This window comes from Bacillus sp. 7_6_55CFAA_CT2, from assembly GCF_000238655.1.
In the GTDB taxonomy this organism is placed as follows: Bacteria; Bacillota; Bacilli; order Bacillales; family Bacillaceae_G; genus Bacillus_A; species Bacillus_A cereus.
The window spans coordinates 686984-713172 of the sequence record NZ_JH414710.1; the positions used below are offsets into that span (position 1 = coordinate 686984).

A 26189-nucleotide genomic window follows, 5' to 3' on the forward strand; every position below is an offset into this window, starting at 1 on the left:
GCCCGCTGGCCTTGAGCACCAGTAGCACCTTGAGCGCCCGCTGGTCCTTGAGCACCAGTAGCACCTTGAGCGCCCGCTGGTCCTTGAGCACCAGTAGCACCTTGAGCGCCCGCTGGTCCTTGAGCACCAGTAGCACCTGTTGCGCCCGCCGGTCCTTGAGGCCCAGTAGCACCTTGAGCGCCCGCTGGTCCTTGAATACCTTGAGGTCCTTGAGGCCCAGTAGCGCCTTGAACACCCGCTGGTCCCTGTGCACCTTGAGGTCCTTGAGGTCCGGTAGCACCTGTTGCGCCCGCTGGCCCTTGAGGTCCAGTAGCACCTTGAGCACCCGCTGGTCCTTGAGGCCCGGTAGCACCTTGAGGTCCAGTAGCACCAGTAGCACCTGTTGCTCCCCCTCCAAGGCAACCTGATCCGTATTGAACTAGGATAGTTTGGATTTCTGTTATAAGTTTGACTAATTTGTCGATCGTACAACAATCTACTTTGAATAATTTAGCGATATACAGTAAATAATTAAGCAGACTTTGTAGCTCAACGTACAATGCTCCGCATGAGAAAGGTGTTGTTCTTAAAATAGTTAATAGATTAGCAATAATAGAATTTCCAATTTGTTTTTGTGCTGGAGATAAATCTAAGCAATTAAGGAATTTTTGTAGATTATTTAGGGCCGCGATTAAGTTGTCGATATTATTTTGAGAAGGGTTTTGAAAGACAGCTTGAATAGCTTGGCCAAGAGCTTGAAGAAGTCTAACGAATTCTGTAAGTTCGGACTTAGAAATGTTAATATGACTGCAAGCTCTGACTTCGCAACAATCATTCCCATAAAATACTTTTCCTTTATTTTTATTGTTCATCTTTTCATTCTTTTCTTTCATAGAATCATTAGTCATTACTATATATTAAAATGAAATTTATACTAAATTCGTGATGGACAAACTACCATTTCTAAAAAAAATAAGAAATTGGCCCACCTACGAAAGAAATAAGTAAGATATAGAGAAAGGTTTATATAATGTAAAGAAGAAAAGTGCAACATAAAAAACTACATGCTAATTGTTGGGAGTGTTTAACAATTGGCATGTAGTTCGTGGATTAGTCCTCTATTTACATTGATTTAATTTTTCAAGGGTTGTTTTAGGTAAGATTGGAATTGAAATAGTGAAAGTTGTACCATCTTCATTACTAGTCATTTTTAATGTGCCGTTATGATTTTGGATGATTTTTTTGTTACTGACAAGCCTAGTCCTGTTCCCGAATCCTTCGTTGAGAAGAATGGATCAAAGATATATTCTTGAATAGCTGGATGAATACCAATTCCATTATCTGTGAAAGTAATCCGAACGAAGTTATTAAGGCGATAACTAGTAATTTGAATAGAAAGAGGTTTGTCGCCTTGAGCATCGACGGCATTTTGAAATAGATTTAAAAACACTTGAACAAGTTCATGTCGATCAATATTGACTAAAATATCATCTAATTCATTAGAGAAGTTATAATCAATTGAAATATTATGCAAGGAGACTTCACTAGCTAGTAACTGTTGAATATAGTCACGTAAAAATGTATTGATGGGAAACGGTTCTCTTGTAAATTCCCGTGTTTTTGAAATGGCTAAAAATTTTGTAATAATATTATTTGCACGATCTAATTCAGGGATAAGCAAGTTTTTAAATAATTCTTTATTTGATGGAGAAATGCTTTCTTGTAAAAATTGTAAGTATCCTCGTACTGTTGTAAGAGGATTTCGTACTTCGTGTGCAATTCCAGCTGCGATTCGCCCTGCTAACGAAAACTTCTCAGCATCACGTTCTGTATTTAAATAATGAAAGACACTAATAACTCTAAAAATCTCCCCGTTATAATCGCGAATAATTCGGTTATTTATAATGCCATAGTTTTTGTCTAAAACTTCTTCATTATATATTTCTGTTCCCGTTTTTAATGTTTCAATCGCTTTAATTTTTTCTTCCGGCAAGTTTAGTAATTGTTGAATCGGTTTTCCGATAATATCATTTCGTATTACACCGAAATCATCTGCAGCAACTTGATTACATAAAGTAATATTCCCTTTACTATCGACAAAGGTTACATGATGCGAAAAGGCATCAAAAATATGTACAAAGTGTTTTTCAAGTTGTTCAAATAAAAATAATGAATCACAAGTAAGTTGAAAATGAGCCTCTTTATTCTCTTTTGGTATTTCTTGAATGGAATGAGTCGTTCTAGTTTTCTTTATTCGTAAACCAATATGTGGATTTTTGTATGTGAAATGATGTGGTAATTGATTCACAAGTTCTTCATAAAAACGTACTTTATTTTCTAGTTCTTCAATTCGTTTTTCATGAGATACAGTAGCATCGTTTGGAAGCATAAATAAATAACCCCTCATTTTAAAAATTCTTCCATATAGTATATCATATTTTTATAAGGATACCCTTAAAGAAAAGGCTACATGATGCAAAGTAAATAGAAGATGAAGTTAAAAGGGAGGGGTATATGTGCTGTTTATTGGAGTGACAGGATGGGGAGATCATGATTCTTTATACATAAATCCCTATGAAAATAGAAATAAATTACGAACATATAGCGAGTATTTTCCTATTGTGGAAGTGGATAGTTCATTTTACGCAATGCAACCTGCACGAAATTATATAAAATGGGCAATGGAAACGCCGAAAGATTTTTCTTTTGTCGTAAAAGCGTATCAAGGAATGACAGGACATATGAAAGGTGAAATTCCTTTTTCTACGTTCGATGAGATGTTTGATGTGTATAAACAGTCTATTCTTCCTTTAATAGAAGCTGATAAATTAAAAACAATTTTATTTCAATATCCACCATGGTTTGATTGCAAAAAGAAAAATGTAGATTTTCTTCGATATACGAAAGAAAAAATGGAAGGTTTACCATGTGCAATAGAATTTCGAAATCAAACATGGTTTTATCCAGAAATGAGAGATAAGACGTTACAGTTTCTAGAACAGGAGAAATGGATTCATACAATTTGTGATGAACCACAGGCTGGGATAGGTTCTGTGCCACTCGTGTTAGAGGTTACGAATTCAGACATGGCATTAATACGTTTTCACGGTCGAAATGTTCATGGTTGGCTTGATAAAGGGGAAAATTGGAGAGCGGTTCGCTGTTTATATCGCTACAACAATAAAGAACTGGAAGAATGGGTTGAACGACTAGAGCAATTAAAAAAGAAAACAAAGGATATATACGTACTGTTTAACAACAATTCAGGTGGGGATGCAGCAGATAATGCGAAACAGCTTATGAAAATGATGAACATTACATATGGTGAGCCGAAGCCGGAGCAATTAAATTTTTTTGAATGATAATAAACAAGAAAGGCACTGTACAAACAGGGGGAATGTACAGTGCCTTTCTATATGAAAAAGAGGGGTAACAATGTTACTGAGCGTTTGGTTGATTCATCAATTGTTGGCTTCATAATAAATGATAATGGTTATCATTATCATTGTCAATGGTTTTTCTAAAAATATATAAAAAACTTTGTATATTTTAAATAGAGATAAAAAAAGAACAGCGATTAATGCTGTTCTTTTCCATTGACGAATTGTTGTAAATCAAAAGGAGTTATCGCTTGGATAAATTCTTTTGAGATAAGTGTTTGAACGAGAGTGCTCTCAGAGATAGAAGCACCTGTTTTCTTTTCATAAGCTTGTTTTAATAAATCAAGTTTTTCAGCCGTTTCTTTTGGTAATTCAATTGTAAGTGTGTTCATAATTTCTCCCCCTTATTATTAGAGTACCACTACAGTATAGGAGAGACAAGAAAAGAGAATACGAAATATAAAAAAGGTTACCAAATTTTAAAATGGTAACCTTTTTTATGTATAAGAGTTATTAAGCAATACCGATATACTTTAAAGTTTTTGATGGAGTACTGTGATCAAAGAAGTGTTGTAAAAACGCAATATCAACACCTGATTTGTATGCACAATAACCCCAAGTTTTTCGAAGTGTATGTGAGCTAATCCCTTCTAATCCAACTTCTTTTGCGGCTTTGTTTAAAATGTACCATGCATGTTGTCTCGTAATAGATTTTGTTCCTTTTTGAGATTTTAACAATGGTTCATTACGTTTCCAAGTTTTACGTTCTTTCATGTAGTCTTCGATTGCGTGCTGTAAGTCTTCATTTACAGCAAACCATTTATGTTTCTTCACTTTTTCATTGTAAAATAAAATGGAATGGCGAACATTTTCATTTTCATCGATTACATCACTAACTTTTAATTGTAAGATTTCACTTACTTTTAAGCCAGAATTTACAGCTAATACGAATAATAAGCCATCACGTTTCGAAGATTGTAAAAGTATATTTTTGATAGTTTCTAATTGTTTTTCATTTTGAATAGGTTGTCCTGCTTGTTTCATTTCACGCACTCTCCTCTTTTATATGTGTAAAGGAAAGGATTAACTTGTTTCTTACTATAAAGGGAGAGTGTGAATTTCATGTGAACTCCTAGTGAAATTAAGACAAATTATTTGACTTCTTTTACTTTTTGTAAATTGAAATAGAATACAACACTGTTAGTCGTATTATACACACCATACTCGGCATGATGGAGGTCTAAAATGTTTTTTACAATAGATAATCCGAGACCGGTACCTCCAGTGTGACGGCTACGTGATGCATCTAGACGATAGAAGCGATCCCAAATTTTTTCAAGACTTTCTTCAGGGATAGGGTTTCCTGTATTCTCGATTTCGACTTTTACGGTATCTTCTGCTTCTATAATGGAGACTTGTATTTTTTCTCCCTCTGGCGTATAACGGATTGCATTACTTAGTAAGTTCACAACTACTTGCTCAATGCGACTGCGATTTGCTTTAACAAGTATAGAAGGGTCTGCATCGATGTTCACTTGTAAATGTTTTTCTTCCATGCTAAATAATAATTTTGTGTAGACTTGTTGCGTTAATTCACCGATTGAGAACGTCGTCATATCTAGTTTGTAAGTACCAGATTCCAACTTTGCTAATTCTAACATTTCAACAATCAGCCTGTTCATATTTTCTGTTTCTTCTAAAATAACATCAGTATAATACGAAGTATCCTTACTAACACCATCTTTAATTCCTTCTGCAAAACTTCTAATTACACTTAGCGGTGTTTTTAATTCGTGTGATACGCCAGAAATGAATTCTTTTCTTGTTTTTTCTAATTGACGTTCACGTTCAATATCTTGTTGTAACTTTGTATTAGCAACATTTAATCGATCGATTCGATCTTTTAAATTTACAGATAATGTATTGATACTGCCAGAAAGCCCGCCAATTTCATCGTCAGCTGTAACAGGTAATTTCTCGCTGAAATCAAAATTAGCCATTTTTTTTGTAACACGATTTATTTTAATTAATGGCTTAACAATGATTTTTGAGTAGTAGAAGGATAACAAAATAATTACGAGAAACACGATGATTAAGGCATAGACATAATAATCTTTTAAAACGAGCATCGCTTCATTAACAGGCTGCAAAGATGCTATCGCAAAAGCGTATTCTGTAATCCTTCCATTTTCTATAATCGGTTTTACAAAGATACTATTTTTTATATTTTCTCCGCCATCTAATATGAAAGTACTTAATTGGTTCGAGTTAGAAGTTCCCTCTCTAATCATATCTGCAAAATATTGAACGGCTTGTAATGTTTCAATATCATTTGCAAGACGAACCTCAGCTTTGGATGGGAGCTGTAACTTAGTTATAACACCTGTAAAGACGATTCGAGTTGTAGATTTGTATCGGCTTGCAAGTCTGTTCTTAGAAGGGTTACCATTAATTGACTGAAAATCCGAATAGAAATGTTCGTTTTGCCATTGATTATAATTCGTTCCTAATTTTTGTGGTGTGATTATATTATTCTCTTGTACAACTCCATCAACATTGATTATTACATCTTTTTTTAAACCTAAATTTTCGAATTTATTATATTCTTCTGGTGTTAAAAGATTATTGAGTGGAATGGAATACTGTTTATTATTGTTGGGATTAAATACATCGATATAGTAATTGTTATCACTTTTAATAATACCGTTAGAGTCCAAAAACTGCATATCGGCATTTGTTTTATCATGAAATTCTTGTTTTAGTTTTCTAACCTGCTCATAACTTTTATCACTTTTATCATAATTATCTACGAATTTTTCAAAAGCAGTTTGGACTGTTTTTACTTTCTTATTAATATAAAATTTCTCTAAAAATAGAGATTGTCCTAGGAAAAAAAGTAGGAATATGATTGTAAATAAAGTGGATGTTAATAAAAATAGTTTAAAGACGATACTTCTGTTTTTCACTACGTCACCTCTTATGAGAAATACTGTAAATGATTTCTTTATCCCGCTTTAACGGGCAATAAGACTCCCACTTCAAAATTCGGCGAATACAAGGGAGTTAAGTGGGAAATCAATTGCCCGTAAAATCCGATTGGTTCAACTAATAATCAGTGGGGGATGGAAAAAACCTCCACTGATTAAAGTTTCACTTTATTATAACAAACGTTACAAGAAAGTAGAGGGGAGAAATCTGTCTCTTTATAAAGTAGTTATTTATAAAAAGTCACATAAAAAGAACTCGCCAGACGTATGACAAGTTCTTTAGTGTATTATTGTTGAATTGCTGCATCTAAAGCGATTTCAATCATTTCGTTAAATGTAGTTTGACGCTCTTCAGATGTTGTTTCTTCGCCAGTGAAGATGTGATCGCTAACTGTTAATACAGATAATGCATTTACACCGTATTTCGCTGCTAATGTGTAAAGAGCAGTTGTTTCCATTTCTACTGCTAATACACCGTAATCTCCAAGTTTTTTAACCATGTCCATGCTTTCACGATAAAACACATCTGCTGTTAAAACGTTACCGACACGAACGTGTAATCCTTTTTCAGTTCCAGCATCATAAGCTTTCTTTAAAAGGTCAAAGTTTGCAGCTGGTGCAAAATCAAATCCTGGGAATGTTAAACGGTTCATATTAGAATCAGTACAAGCCGTCATTGCGATAATAACATCACGAACTTTTACATCTTTTTGAATTGCACCGCAAGTTCCAACGCGAATTAAATTTTTAACTCCGTAGCTTTGGATTAATTCGTTTACATAAATAGAAATAGAAGGAACACCCATACCTGTACCTTGAACAGATACACGTTTTCCTTTATAAGTTCCAGTGAAACCTAACATACCACGCACATTATTATAGCAAGTAACGTCCTCTAGAAATGTTTCAGCGATATATTTTGCACGTAATGGATCACCAGGTAATAGAATAGATTCAGCGATTTCACCTTGTTTTGCTTCGATATGTACACTCATAAAAAAGTCCTCCTTATAATGTATTGATAGAAATCAATATCATTTGCATTATACACTACGAATCCTTTCAATTAAAATCTTTTTATTATTTGTAATATGTGCAAAATAGGAGGATTTCATAAATCATAATCTAGAATATATATCTTAAGAAGTTTTGTATGAACAGAGACAATAAAAATGGTAGGTGATGTTTTGAAAAATCTTGTCATCGGGCTTATTGCGTTAGTACTTATTGTGGCAGGAGGATTTTACATAAAAAAATATCAAGAAAACGAAGAGACTGTAGGAGATGTTCAGGAAGTAAAGTGGGATGTTTCAAATGGAAAGGGAAATGAGAAAGTAGATATTGTATTTCAGTTGTTAAACAACAAGAATAATGAAATTCGTGGTGTAAATGATCAAATGCGGGCAGTGATTGTAGATGGACAGTTAAAAAACATACAACAAATTAAACCCACATTTGCAGGGAACGGGTCATATAAGTTATCTTCCAAAATAGCGAAAGACGAAGAATATACAATATTTTTATACGAAGACAAAAATAAGTCCGTAGAGTCATTCGCTAGGAAGAATTTTGGTAGAACGAAAGAGGAGAACAATAAGAAAAAAGTGAAATTTCCAATCGACAGTGTACTTACAAAAAAAATAGGAGAGTATGAAGTTTCTCTTTTATTTGGCGCATTACATCCGAATGAACCAGTTACATTAACATTTCAGTTTCAAGCGAAAAAGGGTGAAAAATTGAAATTGCATTCAGAGAGAGGAGAAGTAGAGTCACTCTATATAGTGGATGAAACGAAGGAGAATTTTTTATACGCTATGCCTGTAGATACTGATGAACAATTACAATACCGAATTACATTTCCTGCCGAGGGCACGTATAAAATGTGGGGGAATTTCTATATAAATGGTAAGAAGTATGAAAAAGAATTTATTGTACAAGTTCAAAAAAAGAAAAAACAGCTAAGAATTTAGCTGTTTTTTCTTTTTCCTTATTAATTTTGTTACAGAGAGCATTGTAATTGGTAAAGAATGATTCTTCCTAAATGCTAAATATTTACCGCTCCATGCTGGTTTATATTTTTCTTTAAAATGTCGTAATCCGCTGAAACTATACGTATAACGAACGTTATTAAAGATTGCAGCAGCCACTCGTTCAGACCAGAAAGACTGTGTGGATAAACCAACATTTGAAAGTGGTGCCATACCGATATTAAAGGAGTGGTATTCATTTTCTTTTGCCCACTGGAATAAGTGGATGAAAATTGCGTCCATAATGCCGCTAGGCGCATCTGGATAATATCGCATTAAATCGACAGATAATGATCCGTTTTGATATACAGGCATGAATGTTGTGAATGCAATAATTTTTCCATCCGAATCAGATAATGTTGCGATAGGAGCGCGACTAATATATTCACGATCGAAGTATCCGAGTGAAAAACCTTTCTCTTTTTTTCCACCAAGCCATGCATCTGAAACTTTTCTTAACTCTTCATATAATTCGTCGGAGAAAGGTGGCTCATGAATAGAGAATGTATAGCCTTCTCTTTCAAAACGGTTGAAAGTAGCTCGCATGCCAGCGCGTTTCTTTCCTGTTATTGTAAAGGTATTTAAATCAACAACAGCTTCTTCACCAAGCTTAAAGAAGTTATAACCAAAATCGTGGTATAAACTCATCCATTTACTTTCAATTTGATAGAATACACAAATGTATCCAAATCGATCAGCCTCAGCTAAAAACTCTTGCAATACAGTACGATAGGAGGAAGGGTCCCCAATTGGATCACCTAGTACAATAAGTCGTTTTCCAGTTATTGAGAAGAGAATGAGTGCTTTTCCATCACTACTGAAAAAGAACTGTTTATCTCCTAAAAAACCTAAATGACTAAGTACATTTCCACCATGTTCATCTAAGAAGTTTTGTAATCTTTTATCATTAGCTGGTTGCCCGGGAAATTCATTTCGATAACGATTTGCAATGAGTGAACCAATTAGTAAAAAAGTAGGAACAAAAAAGGCAGCTGCTAATGCACTTCGTTTCACTTGTGTAATATTACGAACAACAAAATCAGGTTTGAAAGCTTCTTTTGCACCTGCAAATAAAATACCTAAGTTTTTATATAAATATAACGTTACAAGTAGGAATATAAAAACTTTTACGATATCGGAAAGTGAGACTTCCATTTTCTCACGTACAAACCTTTTACGAAGCATATACAATACAGCGAGTACGATTAATAAAATAAAAGTTTCTTCAACATCAATTCCTTTTAGTGTGTTAAAAATAGCCGCTCCGATTAAAGAAACAATTGTCATATAATAAGAACGTTTTGTTCCGTAATATATCCCTCGCGAAAGAATGAGGAGGAGAATACCGAATGTTAGCGATAAGCTAAAAGAAAATTGAATAAGATGTTTTGGAGCTAGAATATGTAAGGCGTGTGCCCGATTTATACTTGTCGGTAGAATGGTTGATAAAATAACCATTAAGCCAGCAAATACTGTTAAAGCAGCAGACGCCCAAGAACCTAACTTTCCTAGAAAGTCACGCTGCAAAGTCCATATAACACCAGTTGTCTCTAATGCAGGCGCAATAAAAGGTTTATCTTCAAACTTTTTAATGGCTACTCCTGTCATTTCAAAAGCTGCAAAAATGAGACCAAGGCAGAAGGGCAAGATGTAATAGACGAGACGATATAATAACATAGCAGGGAGTAAAACACCTGTATCGATGCCGTATTGCCCAAGCCCAGTTAAGAAGACAAGATCAAATGATCCAAGGCCACCAGGAACAAGACTAACGACACCAGCTAAAGCAGCAATAACATATACGCCTAAAAACTTTTGGAATTCGATTTCAATGCCAAATAATAGTAATATGACGTACATAACAATACCAGCAGATACCCATTCGACTAATGAAACTAATGAGTATAAAACAGTTGGATTTTTCTCCTCTTCTTCTTGTTCCTCTGTTTGCGTCGCTTTTCTATTTTTTAATTTAGAAAATCCGATATATATAGGGACGAAAAGAGCGAAGAAGATAAGAACAGGCCATAGCCATGGTTTTTCATGCAAAATAAATCTCGTGTCTAATATTCCGATGAGACCAAGAAATGAAAGAATGGCTAATCCATTAATAAAGGCAGTTGTCATCCAAGCGATACTTTTAATAAGTTTTCCATTTTCTTTTATATATGGACGATAAAGCATTGTGCGTACGCCGGCTCCAACAAGACCACCAAACCCGATAAATCCATTTAAAGTATTAGCAATCCACGAGATACGGAAAATCTTTTGGACAGGGATATCAGCTTTTAAGTAACGAAGCATAACATAGTCATAAAAGAACATTGTTGATACAGCGAATGCACCAAGTGTAATTGCTAAAAAGACTCCTCCAGTTGGAATGTTTTTAATTGTATCAATCGCTTCTAAAAAAGAAATGCCCGCTAATTCTTTTTTTGCTTGAAAGAATACAATTGTTAATACAACAAATGGGAAGACAATTTTCCCGATTTGTAAGAAACGTTTCCATGAAAACGACATAAATACAACTCTCCTTGTATAAGAAAACTGAGACAATAATATTATTATGACAAACTTCAAGAAAAATAAAAAGGTAAATTCCTGTATAGGCGAGCTATTTTTTATATAGGTATATTTAAAAGAATATTTTGTTTATCAGAAAATTAAGTTAGAATAAGATGAAAGAGGGGGAGGGGAGTATATGATTATAAAAGGTTACGTAGGATATGAGTTAGAAAAAGCGAAACCTAATACATCAGAAGATTTTTTTAACAGATCTGAAGTGACATATATATTAAATGGTAAAGAGAAAACTTTTTCGGTTTTATACGTTCGATATTTTGAAGAAGTTTTACAAGAAATTACTCCTTTTGAAGGAAATCCAGTGTATAAAGTAGAAGAACAAAACATATATTTGCGTGATATTGTAGCGATATGTTGTTTAGTGAAAGATAAGGAGCTTCGTGCGCAAAAACGTTTGTATTTAAATAATATGGAAGAATTTCAACAATATTTTGATGAGGGAACGGTGTCGAAAGTACAAGAAATATTGGCTGAATTACATAAAAATAAAAGAGTAGAAATAGCGTGAAATGGCAAAGGAGAGAGAAAAAATGTCTAATTTGATGGTTGAAAATCAAACAGAACAAGTTTCTATATTTTTAGAAGATGCTATTCATTTGATAACCAATTATGTAAATTATCATACGTTACCTTCTTTATTAGAGGAAACACCAGCAGGGAATGAGCAATATTATAAAGGGGTATTAGCATCAATGAGACGACTTCTCGTTTTTTGCGAAGAAGGACAGGATGCATGTTTTGTTTTGTTGAATAGCCAGCCATTTCGAAAAACAGCAGCTGAAAAAATTTTATATAAGATTTACCATCAAGTAATTGCAGAGTTTTTTTCACCGAAGAGTGATCATTGGTATGAAAATAGTCGGTCTGCATATACAGGGAAAAATTCTATCGTTTTTCAACAAACACCACCTGCATCTTTGGAGCAAGTGATGAAGAGTTTAGAAGGTAAATTTCAATTGATGCGTGAAGAACTAGAATATTATGAGACGGATTATCAGACAAAGATGTTACACAAATATTGATTGAGGAAAAGAAGCTAAGGTTACTTAGCTTCTTTTCCTTTTGTACAGTTATATAAGGGATTTTCATTGAATATAGTTAAGTGGATAGCATTAGGGAGGTGCAACATGAATCAGCAAGGTGTATTTACAGATTACTTTCATGAAGTAGAAAATTGGTGTGAAAGTGTTCTTCACGTATTAGATAGCCGCGCAATGGAAGTGTATGATGTCCATATGCTTGCTTATAAAATTCAGACGTTATTAGAGCGTATGAAAGAGCATGAGTATGAAACAGATGCAGAGTTTATGTATGAAATAAGCGATGATGTAGAACACATTCAGCATCACTTGCAGGAAGTATTTATGCAAGAAGAAGAGGAATATGAATTATATGAAAGAGGGGATAGTGAACGAGCTGTCCCAATTGGAGGACATACACTCCCGCCATTACCTTATCCGTATAATGCATTAGAACCGTATATTTCTAAAGAAATTATGATGTTACATCATGATAAACATCATCGGAGTTACGTGGAAGGGTTAAATAAAGCAGAGAAGATGATGGAAGAAGCGAGAAAAACAAATAAATTTGATTTAATTAAGCATTGGGAAAGGGAAGCGGCTTTTCATGGGTCAGGTCATTACTTACACACGATATTTTGGAATAACATGAAAAAAGACGGTGGTGGAAGTCCAAGAGGAGCTTTTTCACAACAAATTGAACAAGATTTTGGGAGCTTTTTACGTTTCCAAAAACATTTTACAGAAGCGGCCTCTAAAGTAGAAGGTTCAGGCTGGGCAATTCTCGTTTGGGTACCCCGGTCTGGAAGGTTAGAAATTTTGCAAAGTACACTTCATCAATTATTTACACAATGGGATACGATACCGCTCCTTGTACTAGATGTCTGGGAACATGCGTATTATTTACAATACCAAAATCGAAAAGATGAATATATTAAAAACTGGTGGAATGTTGTAAATTGGCCTGATGTAGAAAAAAGGTTTGAAACTGCGAAACAAATTGAATGGACACCATATTAGACGCAAATTCTCTGCGTCTTTTTTAATGGAAGTAGAAGGAAGATTTCGTTCATATTTTAAAAGGCCAAGCATACACTTGTACAAAAAGTGCCAAAAGGACGTGGGGGGAAATATGAGACGAATTTGTGTAATCATTACGCTTTTTATGATGTATGCAAGCGTTATGCCGATTCCTACATATGCAAAGATGAACAGCAATGTCAGTGCTCGAAATGCTGTATTAATGGAGCAACAGTCTGGTCGTGTATTATACGGAAAAGCAGAACATGAGCCTCAAAAAATTGCTAGTATAACAAAAATTATGACCGCTTTATTAGCTGCTGAATCAGGGAAGATGAAAGAAATGGTATCAGTTAGTAATGAAGCGGTGAGGGTGGAAGGATCGGCAATCTATTTAAAGCCTGGACAAAAAGTGAAGTTAGAAGATTTAGTATACGGACTCATGCTTAGATCTGGTAATGACGCAGCGCAAGTAATTGCTGAAAGTGTGGGTGGGAGTATAGATGGATTCGTATATTTAATGAATCAAAAAGCGAAAGAAATTGGAATGAAAGATACGCACTTCTCAAACCCTCATGGCTTAGATGGAGATGGATCACATTATTCGTCGGCTTACGATATGGCATTATTAACGAAATATGCAATGGGAAACGAGACATTTAAGAAAATCTTTGGAACCAAAACATATAAATCAGATTCTTGGGATTACCCGTGGAAAAATAAACATAAGCTGGTAACGTCTTATTATGAATTTGCAACAGGAGGAAAAACAGGCTTTACGAAGAAAGCTGGGCGAACGCTTGTGACAACGGCATCAAAAGATGGACTAGATTTAATTGTCGTAACTTTGAGTGCCTCTAGTGATTGGGATGATCATATGAATTTGTTTGATAAAGGTTTTGAACGTTTCAAACAAACGAAAGTTTTTAGGACAAGGAGCAATTGCTGAAATAAATGAAAAGAAGTATGCCAACCATGTTTATACGAAAAATAGTTTTTCGGTACCGTTAACTGAAGAAGAAAAAAAGAACGTAGTATTAAAAGTTGAACTCCATAAAAGTATAAAACTTACGGATGGAGTAAAGGTTGGGAAGACAGACATTTATGTTGGTAATGAAAAAGTTGGAGAACGGAATTTATTTTATAGTAAACGGAAGTTAGTAGCTACAACGGGACTTTACTGGAATAATGTGAAAGAAATTTTTTCTTACATGATAGGTGTTGGGAACGATGGTTAATCTCGTATGGGTAGCGATGGCTGTCATTGGGATTGTATACGCCATGATAAATGGCACGATGGAAGAAGTGAATAAAGCTGTATTTGACGGAGCAAAAGATGCGGTAACGATTTGTATAGGACTTATTAGTGTTTTAGTATTTTGGCTCGGTTTAATGAAAATTGCAGAGGAAGCCGGATTGTTAAAAAAATTAGTTATACTTTTTATGCCGATAGTAAAAAGGTTGTTTCCAGAAATACCAAAGGATCATCCGTCCATGGGATTTATTCTATCAAATATGATGGCAAACTTTTTTGGTCTAGGTAATGCAGCAACCCCTCTTGGTATTAAAGCGATGGAACAACTGAAAGAGTTAAATGGAGGAAAGGATTCGGCGAGCCGTTCTATGGTGACGTTTCTAGCATTAAATACATCAGCCATTACATTAATTCCTACGACAGTCATTTCCATTCGAATGACGTATGAATCAGCGAATCCTACTGAAATTGTTGGGGTAACATTTATTGCACAAGTACTTTCTATGATTGGAGCAATTTGGATTGACCGCTATTTTTACCGAAGAAGGAGTAGAAAGGGGCGGAAAAAATAGAGTATTGTAAATACAATTTCCTTATGGGTAATTCCTTGTGTAATTGGTTTTATCCTTTTATATGGCACAATAAAGAAAGTACCGACGTATGAATCGTTCGTTGAGGGAGGAAAAGAAGGGATTCAAATTGCAATTTCCATCTTACCGTTTATGGTTGGAATGCTTGTGTCTATTTCTATATTCCGGTCTTCAGGTGCGTTAGACGCAATGATATCGGTAATGAAGCCAATGTTAGATTTGATCCATGTTCCAGCAGAAATTGTTCCACTAGCACTTATACGCCCTATTTCAGGCTCTGCTGGTTTAAGTATTACGACCGATTTAATTGCCACATATGGGCCAGATTCGTTTATTGGGAGATTGGCTTCTACGATGCAAGGGAGTACAGATACGACTTTCTATATTTTAACTGTATATTTTGGAGCGGTTGGGATCAGAAAAATGGGGGATGCACTAAAAGTAGGACTTTTTGCAGATTTAATCGGGATTATATGCTCAATTGTGTTCGTTTCTTTATTGTTTCAGTAATACTATTCATTTTTTACGCTATTTCGCTTATAATACGTATACGACCACTATTAAGGTGTAGCTTAATAGTGGTTTTTTTATGTGGTATTTTTGACAAAATGATGAACTTTTATTGTGAGAAATATGAAAAATATGGACAATAATAAAGGGTAAAAACATGATTTGACCTTTATATGTTTATTATCATCGCTATGTTGTTTAAGTAAGATGAAGCGAATAGCCGTAAAGCGTATGCGGTTGCCAAGTCTTTCTAATGTAAGGTAAGATAAATTCGAGGTGAAAAAAAGAAATGGAACGATTACAAAAAGTGATTGCGCAAGCAGGTATTGCATCGAGAAGAAAGGCTGAGGAATTAATTCAGCAAGGAAAAGTGAAAGTTAATGGAAAAATAGTGAAGGAGTTAGGGACAAAAGTAACTCCTCAAGATAAAGTAGAAGTAAATAACATCCCTCTTGAAAAAGAAGAACCTGTTTATTTTTTACTATATAAACCAACTGGCGTAATTTCAAGTGTATCAGACGATAAAGGAAGAAGTGTTGTAACGGACTTTTTCCCGGAAATTACACAACGTTTATTCCCAATCGGACGCTTAGATTATGATACGTCTGGCGTATTATTAATGACAAACGATGGGGACTTCGCAAACGTATTAATGCATCCTAGATATAAAGTTGAAAAAACATATGTTGCAAAAATAAAAGGGCCATTAACAGGTGAGAAAATTCGCATGTTAGAACGCGGTGTTACGTTAGAAGACGGTAAAACAGCACCAGCACGTGTGAAAATTATTTCTTGGGACAAGCGTAAAGAGATGGCTATTGTACAATTAACAATTCATGAAGGACGTAATCGTCAAGTACGTCGTATGTTTGAAGCGTTAGACTGTAAAGTAGTGAAATTAAAACGTGAACGTTATGCTTTCTTAGAAGTAGGAAGCCTGCGACCTGGTGATGCGAGAGAATTGACACCACATGAGGTGAAACAATTACGCGCGCTTGCTTCTACAAAGCCAAGATAAGCTATAGAGTTAAAAATTCACCAGTGGAGTGCTCTGCTGGTGATTTATTCAATACAACATTTACAGAAGATAATACATAACATTTATCGAGGAGAGGAGAAGTAATATGAAGAAAAATCGCTTATTATTTCGCGTTATTATTCTACTCATTTTATGTGGTGCTGTAGGATTTACCCTTTATCAAGGATTCTTTGCTAATAAAGAGAAAATGCAAATCGGAAAAGAAGCACCTAACTTTGTTGTGACGGATTTAGAAGGGAAGAAAATTGAACTAAAAGATTTAAAGGGAAAAGGTGTATTTTTAAACTTTTGGGGCACGTGGTGTAAACCTTGTGAAAAAGAAATGCCTTATATGAATGAATTATATCCAAAGTATAAAGAAAAAGGTGTTGAAATCATAGCGTTAGATGCAGATGAAACGGATATTGCAGTAAAGAACTTTGTGAACCAGTATGGTTTGAAATTCCCAGTTGCCATTGATAAAGGACAAAAGATTATAGGAACATATGGAGTAGGTCCATTACCGACAAGCTTTTTGATTGATAAAGATGGAAAAGTAGTGGAGCAAATTATAGGTGAACAAACGAAAGAACAGTTAGAAGGGTATTTAAAGAAAATTACTCCGTAATAAAGAAAGCCTTTACATAAGGGGTGCGTGTCTATAGTGCCTCTGGTTTAAAAATTCTGAGTATTGCGGTAACTTGAGGTTAGAATATACAATAGTACATATAGATACAGGGGCGGTGAGAGTGTTGAAAGAAATTAAATGTGAATGTGGACATGTTAATCCGATAGGAACCGTTTTTTGTGAAGCTTGCGGGAAACCATTTGAAAGCAATGAAAATACAAAACTATTGGATATGCGCTATGAGGGGAGTGCACGGAGATCTCTCACGCAGACAAAAACGATAATCGATAAAATTTGGAGCTTCTTCTCTTCTGTAAAAGTGGGTGTATGGCTAATCGTAATAACTTTAGCTGCATCAGCGATAGGAACTATTTTTCCGCAAGAAATGTACATAACTCCAGGGATTGCACCAGCTGAATATTATAAACAAGAATACGGATTTTTAGGACAATTATACTATCAATTAGGATTTAATAATTTATACGGTTCATGGTGGTATATGATTTTGATTGCTTCTATCGGTATTTCACTTGTGATATGTAGTTTAGACCGTGTTATTCCACTTTATAAAGCTTTAAAAAAGCAAGGCGTAAAAAGACATCCTAGCTTTTTAAAGAGACAGAGATTATATGGGACTGGTACACCGCAAGAAGGTGACCTGGAAAGAGTGCAAAAGAATTTAAAGAAAAGAAACTATAACGTGAAAGTGGAAGACGGAAACGTTTTAGCAGAAAAGGGACGCTTCTCGCGTTGGGGTCCATATGTAAATCATATCGGTCTTATTATCTTTTTATTCGGTGCGATGCTTCGTTTTTTACCGAGTATGTACGTAGACGAAGCACTTTGGTTACGTGACGGTGAAACGAAAGAGATACCAGGGACGGATGGACAATACTACTTAAAAAACGAGAAATTTATAAAAGAAGTTTATGATAAAAGTAAGGACAAGGAAGTTTTTGATGAAGCGATTGATCGTGTAGGCGATAAAATGATTGCGAAAAACTTCCAAACGAATGCCGTATTATATAAAGCAGTAGGAGAAAATATAGCAGGACAAAAACCGAAATTAGAAAAAGTAAAAGAAGCGGAAATTCGAGTGAATGAACCACTGAAATTTGATCAATTTGCAGTGTATCAAGTGGATTATAAAGAAAGTGAATTTAAAAGTATGTCCTTTAACTTACAAAATAAAGAAAATAATCAAAAGTGGGGACCGATTAAAGTAGATTTAACGAATCCTAAGGAAAAATATGATTTAGGAACTGGTTATTCTCTAGAACTATTAAGCTATTTTCCTGATTTTTATTTTGATGAGAATGGAAAACCAAATACGAAAACGAAATTACCAAACAATCCTGCATTTGTATTTAAAATGTTTACACCTGAAACACCAGATGGTGAAGTGAGTTTTGTTGGTATTCAGCAAAATATAGAACCAGATGGAAACAACAAATATAAAATGTCGTTTGCAGGTGTTGAAATGCAAAATGCAACAGCACTTACTGTAAGAAAAGATTTAACGCTTTGGATTCTCGGCATTGGAGGATTTATATTTATGGTTGGTGTCATTCAAGGTATGTATTGGAATCATCGCCGTATTTGGATACAACGTGTTAATGATGAATGGTGGATTGCAGGGCATACAAATAAAAATTGGTTCGGTTTAAAGAAAGATATTGAAAGAGTAATAGAAGGTACAGCAATTCCACAGCCAAATGATAAAGTAATCGATAAAAAAATTAGTTAAGGTGGGGAAACGATATGGTGCAAATAAGTAGTAACTTTCTCTTTACCGCATTTATTTTATATTTAATTGCGACTCTATTTTTTGGGGGAGCCATTAAAGAAAAGGGTCATAAATGGGCAAATGTAGGAATAACGATTACAATTTTAGGGTTTATAGCACAAACAGTATATTTTGTTACAAGGTGGATTGCATCAGGGCATGCGCCAGTTAGTAACTTTTTTGAATTCGGTACATTTTTCGGCATGATGCTTGTAGGAGCATTTATTGTCATGTATTTTATGTACCGTGTAAGCATAATCGGACTATTTGCATTACCAGTGGCGCTTTTATTAATTGCCTATGCAAGTATGTTTCCGAGGGAAATATCTCCGCTTATTCCATCTTTAAAAAGTAATTGGTTACATATTCACGTGACGACTGCAGCAGCAGGACAAGCCATTTTAGCGATTAGTTTTATTACAGGCGTTATGTATTTATTGAAAAATGTAGATCAATCGACGAGAAGTAAACGTACATTTTGGCTAGAGACGGTAGTATTTACACTTGTTTGTACAGTTGGATTTATTGGAGTAACAACGGTATTTTCTAGTATGAAATATGAAGCGAAGTTTCAATGGATTGATAAAAATGAACAACAACTGGAAATGAAGTACAATCTTCCGGCTTTAGTTGGACCGCATGAAGGGAAGTTACTGACAGAAAATAAATTAGAACCGGCAGTTGAAGTTCCAGCAATTGTAAATGCAAAAAAATTAAATACTGTTATTTGGTCAGTGTTAGTTGGGACATTACTGTATATTGTATTAAGACTCGTTTTACGGAAGCGAGTATCGGCGGCACTTCAGCCGTTAGTAAAGAATACGAATAGTGATCTACTAGATGAAATCGGATATCGATCTATTGCAATTGGATTCCCAGTTTTCACATTAGGTGCATTAATTTTTGCGATGATTTGGGCTCAAATAGCGTGGACGCGCTTTTGGGGCTGGGATCCGAAAGAGGTTTGGGCACTTATAACATGGCTCTTTTATGCTGCAGTACTACATTTACGATTATCTAAAGGGTGGCATGGAGAGAAATCAGCTTGGCTTGCAGTAATTGGTTTTGCAATCATTATGTTTAACTTTATTGTAGTAAACTTAATTATTGCCGGTTTACATTCATATGCATAGAGAAATAAAATAGGAGAGTGCATGTCACTTTCCTATTTTATTTTTGTCAACTTTTCTTCTTTTTTGAGAAAAACATGACAAAGTAGCGGTTGATTTTGTAAAATGATGTCGAGGACATTATATACAGTTCAAAAAAAATACATAGTTTTGGAAAAAAATTGAACAAAATTTATTATTCTTGTGAAGCATAATATGGGAAGTGAAACATTTAGAAGATTGCTTAAATAAACGAGAATAGCGCAACATAATAGTTAAAGAAGGGTAGGTGTGAACCGCTGAGGTGAGAGTACGCAGCGGGTAGAGATGGAAAATGAATCAAGAATTTTAATTGTAGATGATGAGGATCGTATTCGTCGTTTATTGAAAATGTACTTAGAAAGAGAACAATATACGATTGAAGAAGCAGATAATGGTGATACAGCTTTAGAAATGGCGTTGCAAAATGATTACGATTTAATCTTATTAGATCTTATGATGCCTGGTAAAGATGGCATTGAAGTATGTAAAGGGGTTCGTGAGAAGAAAGCGACACCAATTATTATGCTGACAGCAAAAGGTGAAGAAGTAAATAGAGTACAAGGATTTGAAGTTGGAACAGATGATTATATTGTAAAACCGTTTAGTCCACGTGAGGTCGTGCTACGTGTGAAAGCGGTATTACGTCGTGCTGTACCAACAACATTCTTTACACAAGATACAACGACAAAAGATGTTACTGTATTCCCTCACTTAACAATTGATAACGATGCACACCGTGTTACTGCAGATGGTAATGAAGTAAACTTAACGCCGAAAGAATATGAGTTACTATTATTTTTAGCGAAAGCTCCTGATAAAGTATTCGATCGTGAGCAGCTGTTAAAAGAAGTATGGCAATATGAATTCTTCGGAGATTTACGTACAGTTGATACACATGTAAAGCGTTTACGTGAGAAGTTAAGCAAAAAATCACCAGATGCAGCGAAAATGATTGTTACTGTTTGGGGTGTAGGTTACAAATTTGAGGTTGTGAACGACTGATGCTTTGGAGAAGTGTAGTAGGGAAGTTATGGATGACCATATTACTTCTCGTTTCGTTTGTTCTTGGATTTGTTGCGATTTTACTTTCACAATTTTTTAGAACGTATTATGTTGATATGAGTGAAAATAGACTTCAAAAAGTCGCAACAAGTGTTACGGAATTAATTGAAGAAGGTGCCGATGTAAAAACGATTGAGAACATCGCGTACAAATTCTCTGATCCACTTTCAAGGATTATTATTGTAGAAGATGGCAAGGAAATCTCTTCTTCACCGAAACAAGAAGGGTTAGTCACCCTTACAATGGATAATTTAAAAGAAGATAAAGAATTAGCCGCTGTTTTTACGGACAAAAAAGAAATTAAGAACAACATTAGAAAAGCTTCTGATAGTAGAAAGAATAAAAGCACTGAAAATGATATTGTGATCGTTGGGAAACCAGTGCAATCAAAAAATCAAAGCGCAGTGTTCGTATATGAATCTTTACAAGTGCCAATAAAAGATATGGAGAGAACGACTGATTTCATTTTCTTAGCCGCTGGGATTGCGATTATATTAACAACTTTCTTTGCGTTCTTCTTATCTACTCGGATTACAGCACCGCTTCGTAAAATGCGTGAGGTTGCTTTTGAAGTGTCACGTGGGAAATTTGATGCAAAGGCTCCTATGGTATCTCAGGACGAAATTGGTGAGCTGGCAACGGCCTTAAATCAAATGGGTAAACAGTTGAAGTTTAATATGAATGCTTTGCAGCAAGAAAAAGAACAGTTAGCCAGTATTTTGAGTAGTATGGCAGATGGAGTTATTACGTTAAATCAAGAAGGTGAAGTCGTAGTTATTAATCCACCGGCTGAACATTTCTTACAAGTTTGGCAAGAAGAAAAAGAAATAGAGTTAAGTAAAAAATTACCTTCTGAACTTGTGGAACTATTCCATCTCGTTGTAGAAAGCGAGCAACAACAAGTTGTTGAAATTAATTTACAAAAAGGGAACTATGTAGTTCTTATGACACCACTTTACAATCAAACGAAAATTCGTGGGGCTGTAGCGGTACTGCGAGATATGACGGAAGAACGTCGTCTTGAGAAAATGCGTCAAGACTTTATTGCGAATGTATCACATGAACTTCGTACACCGATGGTCATGCTGCAAGGGTATAGTGAAGCGATTTTAGATGATATTGTGCAAACGAAAGAGGAAATAGATGAGTTTGTTCAAATCATTTATGATGAATCCGTTCGTTTAGGTAAACTTGTAAATGAATTGTTAGATTTAGCTCGTATGGAAAGCGGTCACGTAGAGTTACATATTGGTGAAGTGGACATACATCCGTTTGTGGAAAAAATTGGTCGTAAATTCCAAGGGATTGCAAAGGATAAAGAAGTTGAACTAACAGTTGATTTCCGGAATCAGATTGAAGAATATGCGTTTGATGCAGATCGGATGGAACAAGTGTTGACGAACTTGATTGATAACGCAATTCGTCATACGAATGCGGGTGGACATGTGACGCTTGTAATTGATACGAAAAATAATGGCCTCATTTTTGAAGTACAAGATTCGGGTGTAGGCATTCCAGAAGAGGATATTCCATTTTTATTTGATCGTTTCTATAAAGCTGATAAAGCAAGAACACGTGGGAAAAAGGGTGGAACAGGACTCGGGCTTGCAATTGCGAAAAATATTGTTCAAGGCCATGACGGTAAAATTTCTGTATCAAGTGTTGTTGGAGAAGGAACTACATTCTCTGTATATTTACCGAATCGTATAATTTAGATATGCTTTTTTAAAGTTGATAATGAATAAGGTTCTGCTGTTTTTTATTTTTTTGTAAACTCAATTAAATAAAGAATGGTAGAACTTTTTTCTATCTTGGTCGAATTAAAAATAACAAGAGAGGTGCTGTGAAGAAATGAAATTATATACAAAAACAGGAGATAAAGGAACGACAAGTGTAATAGGTGGCAGGGTTGATAAAGATGATATCCGTGTGGAAGCGTATGGAACAATAGACGAGGCAAATTCTCATATTGGATATGCAATGACTAAGGTTCAAGGCAAGGCTTTTAGAGATATTTACAATGAGCTCGAAAATATTCAACATGAACTATTTGATTGCGGAGGAGACTTGGCAATAGTGGAACAAAAAATTCCTTATAAAGTGACAATTGAGATGGTTGAAAGTTTAGAAAGAAAGATTGATTTATATATAGAAGAAGCCCCGCCATTAGAACGCTTTATTTTGCCAGGTGGTAGCGAGGCGGCGGCTACTATTCATATTGCACGTACTGTTGTAAGGAGAGCAGAACGCTCTATAGTATCATTGCAAAAAGAAGTGAAAATAAATGAAGTTGTCTTAAAGTATGTAAATAGATTATCTGATTATTTGTTTGCGATAGCTCGAGTAATAAATGCCCGATTACAAGTGAAAGATGTGGAGTATAACCGTAGTGCATTAGTTTTTCGTGATAAGAAAGAGAAGGAAGTGGAGTAATTCACTTTCTTTTTTTGTATACTTTTTTCTGTAATATACCAAAATAGAGAAGGTATGGTGGTAATTAGAAAACGGAGGATGTATATGAAAGTTTTAAAATGCGGCGTCATGTTATTGAGTATACTGTTTGTATCTCAATTACATGTTTATGCAGAAGAAAATCGATGGACATGGCCTGTTGAAGGTCAGATAAGTGATTATTTTGGGACAAGGCATGGAAAACACTATGGTATTGATGTAGCTGCGCCGATTGGAACGCCTGTGGCAGCTATTCAAGATGGTAGGGTAACGAAGTCTTATTATTCAAGTAGTTATGGAAATGTTGTATTTATTAAACACGGAGAATATGAGGCTGTATATGCACATTTAAATAAGAGATATGTGGGGCAAGGAGATTATATTTCCAAAGGAGAAAAAATTGGAGAAGTAGGGAACACGGGAGAATCGCGAGGTGCACACTTACATCTAGAACTTCATCAAGGAAGATGGACGATGGCGAAAAAGAATGCGATGAACCCATTGCTTGTTTTAAATGAACAAAGAAATGAAGTTGTTTCTTCATCATTATATGTCGTACAAAAAGGGGATACTTTAGTTAGTATTGCACGGAAATTTAGTATGACACTTAAGGAAATTAAAGAAAAAAATGGATTGCAGCAAGAGCTAATTTATCCTAATCAACAATTATATGTTAAGTGAAGGAAGCATCTCAAAAATTAAACTTTGAACAAATTTATGTTCTTCTTAAATAAGGTTCAATGTAAATGAAATTATATGGGCGCTTTTGCTAGAACTATTGAGTGAATTAGAGCATCTATATCTAAAAGAAAACCGTCCCAAAATTTATTTTGGGACGGCTTCTTTTACCAAAAAATAAAGACACATATAAATCCAGAAATAGCTAAATAGCTATATAAGTAAAAAACTTTTGTTCTTGTTTTCTCTTTTGTTCGAAACAGTACGATAGTCGGTTCAATTAAACCGATTGTCAAACAAAGTAGGCCAAGAAGCATACAACCAATCGAGATAGAATACAGGGCGATTTGTGGTGCTTGAAATGGAATCATCCATTTTAATAAAAATGCAATAAGTGCAGTGTAACAAATACTACCGATGTATTTATTCAGTGGTGTATTAGAACGAAAACCAGGAAGTTTTTTTAAGAAAGAGCGGGAAACAACTTCTGTTTGTAAAGATGTATGCTCTTCAATAATTTTTTGAGCTTCTTTTCCTTTTTGAAAAAGAGATAAGATCCAATTTCGCTCACCCTGAAAAATAAATTGAGAAGTTGTCAAATAGTGATCAATCTTCACTTTATTCCAACTCTTCCACGGATGACGCTCACACAATTTTAATTTACTTTCTGTTTTTTTATCATACTGATAAATACTGATGCCATCTTCATCGAAAGTAGCATAGTATGTCTCGTTTGAGAATGTGCCTAAATCAATTGGGCAGTAGAAAAGTAATTCTTTTTTTAAGTAAAAGTATTCTTTTCTTAAGTTTTTTTTCATTGCTTCTCGAATAGAATGTCTCTTGTCTTTTTTCATGACATTTCCTCCATAACTCAGAAAATGTTCTTATCTTAACAATTCAATATCTTATCACTTTTAATTATATATGACTAGGTAATTCAAAAGAGAAATGCCGAATAATAAAAAATATGGATTGTATTGTAAAATATCTCGCAATTTATTTTTTTGTTACGAAAAATAAATAACTAATTTTAAATAAGTTACAATTTTTTAGTTCACAATGTTATGAGGTTGTTGTATAATGAAGGGGAAAATAGAATATCGGTCTATCTTCGGGGCAGGGTGAAAATCCCGACCGGCGGTGATGAACTATTTATGATTTTGTTCTAAGCCCGCGAGCCGTTAAGGCAGGATTTGGTGTGATTCCAAAGCCGACAGTATAGTCTGGATGGGAGAAGATGGAGGTTCAAGCGTTCAAAAAAGATATGGATTTGAACGTCTGTTTGATGTGCCTTAAATTCTCCCTTTGTGTAAAACACAAAGGGTTTTTTCGTTCTATGAAAAAATAGGCATAGCAGAACCTTTCCACTTTCCATGAGATGATCGATGGAAAAGGAGAGAGAAAGATGAAACAAAAAAACAGTGTAGTGCAGATGGTGAGTGTAGCGATGCTAAGTAGTATTGCATATTTACTAATGATGTTAGATTTTCCGTTCCCAGGGCTTCCGCCATTTTTGAAAATTGATTTTAGTGATGTACCAGCTCTAATTGCAGCAATTATCTTTGGACCAGTAGCAGGAGTTATTGTAGAGGCGATAAAGAACATTTTACATTACGGGATTCAAGGAAGTTTAACGGGAGTACCAGTTGGAGAGATTGCAAACTTTATTGCAGGATGCTTATTTATTGGACCAGCAGCTTTCTTATTTAGAAAGTATCGTACTGTGAAGAGTTTAACTACAGGATTAATGCTAGGGACAATTACAATGGCACTTATTATGAGTGTATTAAACTACATCATCATATTCCCGGCTTACACTTGGTTTTTAAATTCACCGGCTATGTCTAGCGAAGCTATAAGAACAACGGTTGTAACGGCAATCTTACCATTTAATTTAATTAAAGGGATTGTTGTAACAATTGTATTTGTAGCATTATTCTCACGCCTGAAAGTATGGGTGTTTGCAAAAATGAAAAATGCATAATATATATTAAAATCATTAGTAGTGTGAAACTACTAATGGTTTTTTATTAAGGAAAATAAAATTTAGATACAAAAANAT

General features: G+C 34.8%; 23 protein-coding genes, 2 pseudogenes and 1 riboswitch. Of the genes and pseudogenes, 17 read left to right on the top strand and 8 right to left on the bottom strand.

Annotated elements, in window-relative coordinates:
• Both HMPREF1014_RS30485 and HMPREF1014_RS19240 read right to left on the bottom strand, forming a co-directional pair.
• Positions 1-851, bottom strand: an 851-nt coding sequence (locus HMPREF1014_RS30485; RefSeq protein ID WP_001060605.1) for a collagen-like repeat preface domain-containing protein, incomplete at its 3' end; no start/stop codon positions are given.
• 246 nt (positions 852-1097) lie between these two features.
• A pseudogene (locus HMPREF1014_RS19240) lies at positions 1098-2368 on the bottom strand (ATP-binding protein).
• A gap of 127 nt (positions 2369-2495) precedes the next feature.
• On the opposite strand from HMPREF1014_RS19240, the gene HMPREF1014_RS19245 reads away from it, so the two are divergent.
• Entirely contained in the window at positions 2496-3341 is an 846-nt protein-coding gene (locus HMPREF1014_RS19245; RefSeq protein WP_000897354.1) for a DUF72 domain-containing protein, read from the top strand.
• 215 nt (positions 3342-3556) lie between these two features.
• On the opposite strand, the gene HMPREF1014_RS19250 is transcribed toward HMPREF1014_RS19245, so the two are convergent.
• From HMPREF1014_RS19250 to deoD, 4 genes are all read right to left on the bottom strand, one after another.
• The gene (locus HMPREF1014_RS19250; protein WP_001094860.1) at positions 3557-3751 is read right to left on the bottom strand and encodes a DUF3924 domain-containing protein; all 195 of its coding nucleotides are present in this window, start codon (positions 3749-3751) and stop codon (positions 3557-3559) included.
• A 121-nt stretch (positions 3752-3872) separates the two neighbouring features.
• The gene (locus HMPREF1014_RS19255) at positions 3873-4403 is read right to left on the bottom strand and encodes a tyrosine-type recombinase/integrase (protein ID WP_000806236.1); all 531 of its coding nucleotides are present in this window, start codon (positions 4401-4403) and stop codon (positions 3873-3875) included.
• Positions 4404-4510: 107 nt separating this feature from the next.
• Positions 4511-6325, bottom strand: a complete 1815-nt coding sequence (locus tag HMPREF1014_RS19260) for a sensor histidine kinase (RefSeq protein ID WP_000797516.1) — start codon at positions 6323-6325, stop codon at positions 4511-4513.
• Positions 6326-6633: 308 nt separating this feature from the next.
• Positions 6634-7341: a purine-nucleoside phosphorylase gene (gene deoD, locus HMPREF1014_RS19265; protein WP_000110707.1), complete on the bottom strand. Its 708-nt coding sequence runs from the start codon at positions 7339-7341 to the stop codon at positions 6634-6636.
• 177 nt (positions 7342-7518) lie between these two features.
• On the opposite strand from deoD, the gene HMPREF1014_RS19270 reads away from it, so the two are divergent.
• Positions 7519-8316 (top strand): DUF8832 domain-containing protein, encoded by a 798-nt coding sequence (locus HMPREF1014_RS19270; RefSeq protein WP_000232608.1) that lies wholly within the window; start codon positions 7519-7521, stop codon positions 8314-8316.
• Here the strand turns inward: HMPREF1014_RS19270 and mprF are convergent.
• Positions 8305-10893: a bifunctional lysylphosphatidylglycerol flippase/synthetase MprF gene (mprF, locus tag HMPREF1014_RS19275; RefSeq protein WP_000010894.1), complete on the bottom strand. Its 2589-nt coding sequence runs from the start codon at positions 10891-10893 to the stop codon at positions 8305-8307. The genes HMPREF1014_RS19270 and mprF overlap by 12 nt on opposite strands.
• A 181-nt stretch (positions 10894-11074) precedes the next feature.
• On the opposite strand from mprF, the gene HMPREF1014_RS19280 reads away from it, so the two are divergent.
• From HMPREF1014_RS19280 to HMPREF1014_RS19345, 14 genes and pseudogenes are all read left to right on the top strand, one after another.
• Positions 11075-11464, top strand: a complete 390-nt coding sequence (locus HMPREF1014_RS19280; RefSeq protein WP_000584363.1) for a hypothetical protein — start codon at positions 11075-11077, stop codon at positions 11462-11464.
• A gap of 22 nt (positions 11465-11486) precedes the next feature.
• The gene (locus HMPREF1014_RS19285) at positions 11487-11978 is read left to right on the top strand and encodes a YpuI family protein (RefSeq protein WP_000067552.1); all 492 of its coding nucleotides are present in this window, start codon (positions 11487-11489) and stop codon (positions 11976-11978) included.
• 105 nt (positions 11979-12083) lie between these two features.
• Entirely contained in the window at positions 12084-12998 is a 915-nt protein-coding gene (locus HMPREF1014_RS19290) for a superoxide dismutase (RefSeq protein ID WP_001075739.1), read from the top strand.
• Between the two features lie 112 nt (positions 12999-13110).
• A pseudogene (locus HMPREF1014_RS19295) lies at positions 13111-14236 on the top strand (D-alanyl-D-alanine carboxypeptidase family protein).
• Positions 14229-14825 (top strand): spore maturation protein SpmA, encoded by a 597-nt coding sequence (gene spmA, locus HMPREF1014_RS19300; RefSeq protein WP_000247809.1) that lies wholly within the window; start codon positions 14229-14231, stop codon positions 14823-14825. Before HMPREF1014_RS19295 ends, spmA begins: the two are co-directional and overlap by 8 nt.
• A 30-nt stretch (positions 14826-14855) precedes the next feature.
• Positions 14856-15353: a spore maturation protein SpmB gene (gene spmB / locus HMPREF1014_RS19305; RefSeq protein ID WP_050544208.1), complete on the top strand. Its 498-nt coding sequence runs from the start codon at positions 14856-14858 to the stop codon at positions 15351-15353.
• A gap of 289 nt (positions 15354-15642) precedes the next feature.
• Positions 15643-16371 carry a 23S rRNA pseudouridine(2605) synthase RluB gene (gene rluB, locus HMPREF1014_RS19310; protein ID WP_000440556.1) on the top strand — a complete coding sequence of 243 codons (729 nt, stop codon included), beginning with the start codon at positions 15643-15645 and terminating at the stop codon, positions 16369-16371.
• A 106-nt stretch (positions 16372-16477) separates the two neighbouring features.
• Complete coding sequence (gene resA, locus HMPREF1014_RS19315; RefSeq protein WP_000742194.1) at positions 16478-16999, top strand: thiol-disulfide oxidoreductase ResA; 522 nt, start codon at positions 16478-16480, stop codon at positions 16997-16999.
• Between the two features lie 121 nt (positions 17000-17120).
• Positions 17121-18746: a cytochrome c biogenesis protein ResB gene (gene resB / locus HMPREF1014_RS19320; RefSeq protein WP_000910547.1), complete on the top strand. Its 1626-nt coding sequence runs from the start codon at positions 17121-17123 to the stop codon at positions 18744-18746.
• 14 nt (positions 18747-18760) lie between these two features.
• Positions 18761-19918, top strand: a complete 1158-nt coding sequence (gene resC, locus HMPREF1014_RS19325; RefSeq protein WP_000250081.1) for a cytochrome c biogenesis protein ResC — start codon at positions 18761-18763, stop codon at positions 19916-19918.
• Between the two features lie 303 nt (positions 19919-20221).
• Positions 20222-20938 (top strand): DNA-binding response regulator ResD, encoded by a 717-nt coding sequence (gene resD / locus HMPREF1014_RS19330; RefSeq protein WP_000426861.1) that lies wholly within the window; start codon positions 20222-20224, stop codon positions 20936-20938.
• Positions 20938-22713: a sensor histidine kinase ResE gene (resE, locus tag HMPREF1014_RS19335; RefSeq protein ID WP_000964697.1), complete on the top strand. Its 1776-nt coding sequence runs from the start codon at positions 20938-20940 to the stop codon at positions 22711-22713. The genes resD and resE overlap by 1 nt, the downstream gene beginning before the upstream one ends.
• Before the next feature lie 136 nt (positions 22714-22849).
• Positions 22850-23431: a cob(I)yrinic acid a,c-diamide adenosyltransferase gene (locus tag HMPREF1014_RS19340; RefSeq protein WP_000781278.1), complete on the top strand. Its 582-nt coding sequence runs from the start codon at positions 22850-22852 to the stop codon at positions 23429-23431.
• A gap of 84 nt (positions 23432-23515) precedes the next feature.
• Positions 23516-24130 carry a peptidoglycan DD-metalloendopeptidase family protein gene (locus tag HMPREF1014_RS19345; protein WP_000866120.1) on the top strand — a complete coding sequence of 205 codons (615 nt, stop codon included), beginning with the start codon at positions 23516-23518 and terminating at the stop codon, positions 24128-24130.
• 164 nt (positions 24131-24294) lie between these two features.
• Here the strand turns inward: HMPREF1014_RS19345 and HMPREF1014_RS19350 are convergent, their stop codons facing one another.
• Positions 24295-24981, bottom strand: coding sequence for a hypothetical protein (locus HMPREF1014_RS19350; RefSeq protein ID WP_000710837.1), 687 nt, complete (start codon positions 24979-24981; stop codon positions 24295-24297).
• A 249-nt stretch (positions 24982-25230) separates the two neighbouring features.
• Positions 25231-25370, top strand: a riboswitch (FMN riboswitch).
• Between the two features lie 162 nt (positions 25371-25532).
• On the opposite strand from HMPREF1014_RS19350, the gene HMPREF1014_RS19355 reads away from it, so the two are divergent.
• Entirely contained in the window at positions 25533-26111 is a 579-nt protein-coding gene (locus HMPREF1014_RS19355) for an ECF transporter S component (RefSeq protein ID WP_000810856.1), read from the top strand.
• Positions 26112-26189 lie beyond the last annotated feature (78 nt).

Bases quoted from the DNA above. Each gene is read 5' to 3' on its own strand.
- HMPREF1014_RS19270 (WP_000232608.1), top strand. From the start codon at position 7,519: ATGGTAGGTGATGTTTTGAAAAATCTTGTCATCGGGCTTATTGCGTTA.
- HMPREF1014_RS19340 (WP_000781278.1), top strand. From the start codon at position 22,850: ATGAAATTATATACAAAAACAGGAGATAAAGGAACGACAAGTGTAATA.
- HMPREF1014_RS19250 (WP_001094860.1), bottom strand. From the start codon at position 3,751: ATGAACACACTTACAATTGAATTACCAAAAGAAACGGCTGAAAAACTT.
- spmA (WP_000247809.1), top strand. From the start codon at position 14,229: ATGGTTAATCTCGTATGGGTAGCGATGGCTGTCATTGGGATTGTATAC.
- HMPREF1014_RS19290 (WP_001075739.1), top strand. From the start codon at position 12,084: ATGAATCAGCAAGGTGTATTTACAGATTACTTTCATGAAGTAGAAAAT.
- resC (WP_000250081.1), top strand. From the start codon at position 18,761: ATGGTGCAAATAAGTAGTAACTTTCTCTTTACCGCATTTATTTTATAT.
- HMPREF1014_RS19255 (WP_000806236.1), bottom strand. From the start codon at position 4,403: ATGAAACAAGCAGGACAACCTATTCAAAATGAAAAACAATTAGAAACT.
- mprF (WP_000010894.1), bottom strand. From the start codon at position 10,893: ATGTCGTTTTCATGGAAACGTTTCTTACAAATCGGGAAAATTGTCTTC.
- rluB (WP_000440556.1), top strand. From the start codon at position 15,643: ATGGAACGATTACAAAAAGTGATTGCGCAAGCAGGTATTGCATCGAGA.
- deoD (WP_000110707.1), bottom strand. From the start codon at position 7,341: ATGAGTGTACATATCGAAGCAAAACAAGGTGAAATCGCTGAATCTATT.
- HMPREF1014_RS19350 (WP_000710837.1), bottom strand. From the start codon at position 24,981: ATGAAAAAAGACAAGAGACATTCTATTCGAGAAGCAATGAAAAAAAAC.
- resD (WP_000426861.1), top strand. From the start codon at position 20,222: ATGGAAAATGAATCAAGAATTTTAATTGTAGATGATGAGGATCGTATT.
- HMPREF1014_RS19345 (WP_000866120.1), top strand. From the start codon at position 23,516: ATGAAAGTTTTAAAATGCGGCGTCATGTTATTGAGTATACTGTTTGTA.
- HMPREF1014_RS19355 (WP_000810856.1), top strand. From the start codon at position 25,533: ATGAAACAAAAAAACAGTGTAGTGCAGATGGTGAGTGTAGCGATGCTA.
- HMPREF1014_RS19280 (WP_000584363.1), top strand. From the start codon at position 11,075: ATGATTATAAAAGGTTACGTAGGATATGAGTTAGAAAAAGCGAAACCT.
- resE (WP_000964697.1), top strand. From the start codon at position 20,938: ATGCTTTGGAGAAGTGTAGTAGGGAAGTTATGGATGACCATATTACTT.
- resA (WP_000742194.1), top strand. From the start codon at position 16,478: ATGAAGAAAAATCGCTTATTATTTCGCGTTATTATTCTACTCATTTTA.
- HMPREF1014_RS19285 (WP_000067552.1), top strand. From the start codon at position 11,487: ATGTCTAATTTGATGGTTGAAAATCAAACAGAACAAGTTTCTATATTT.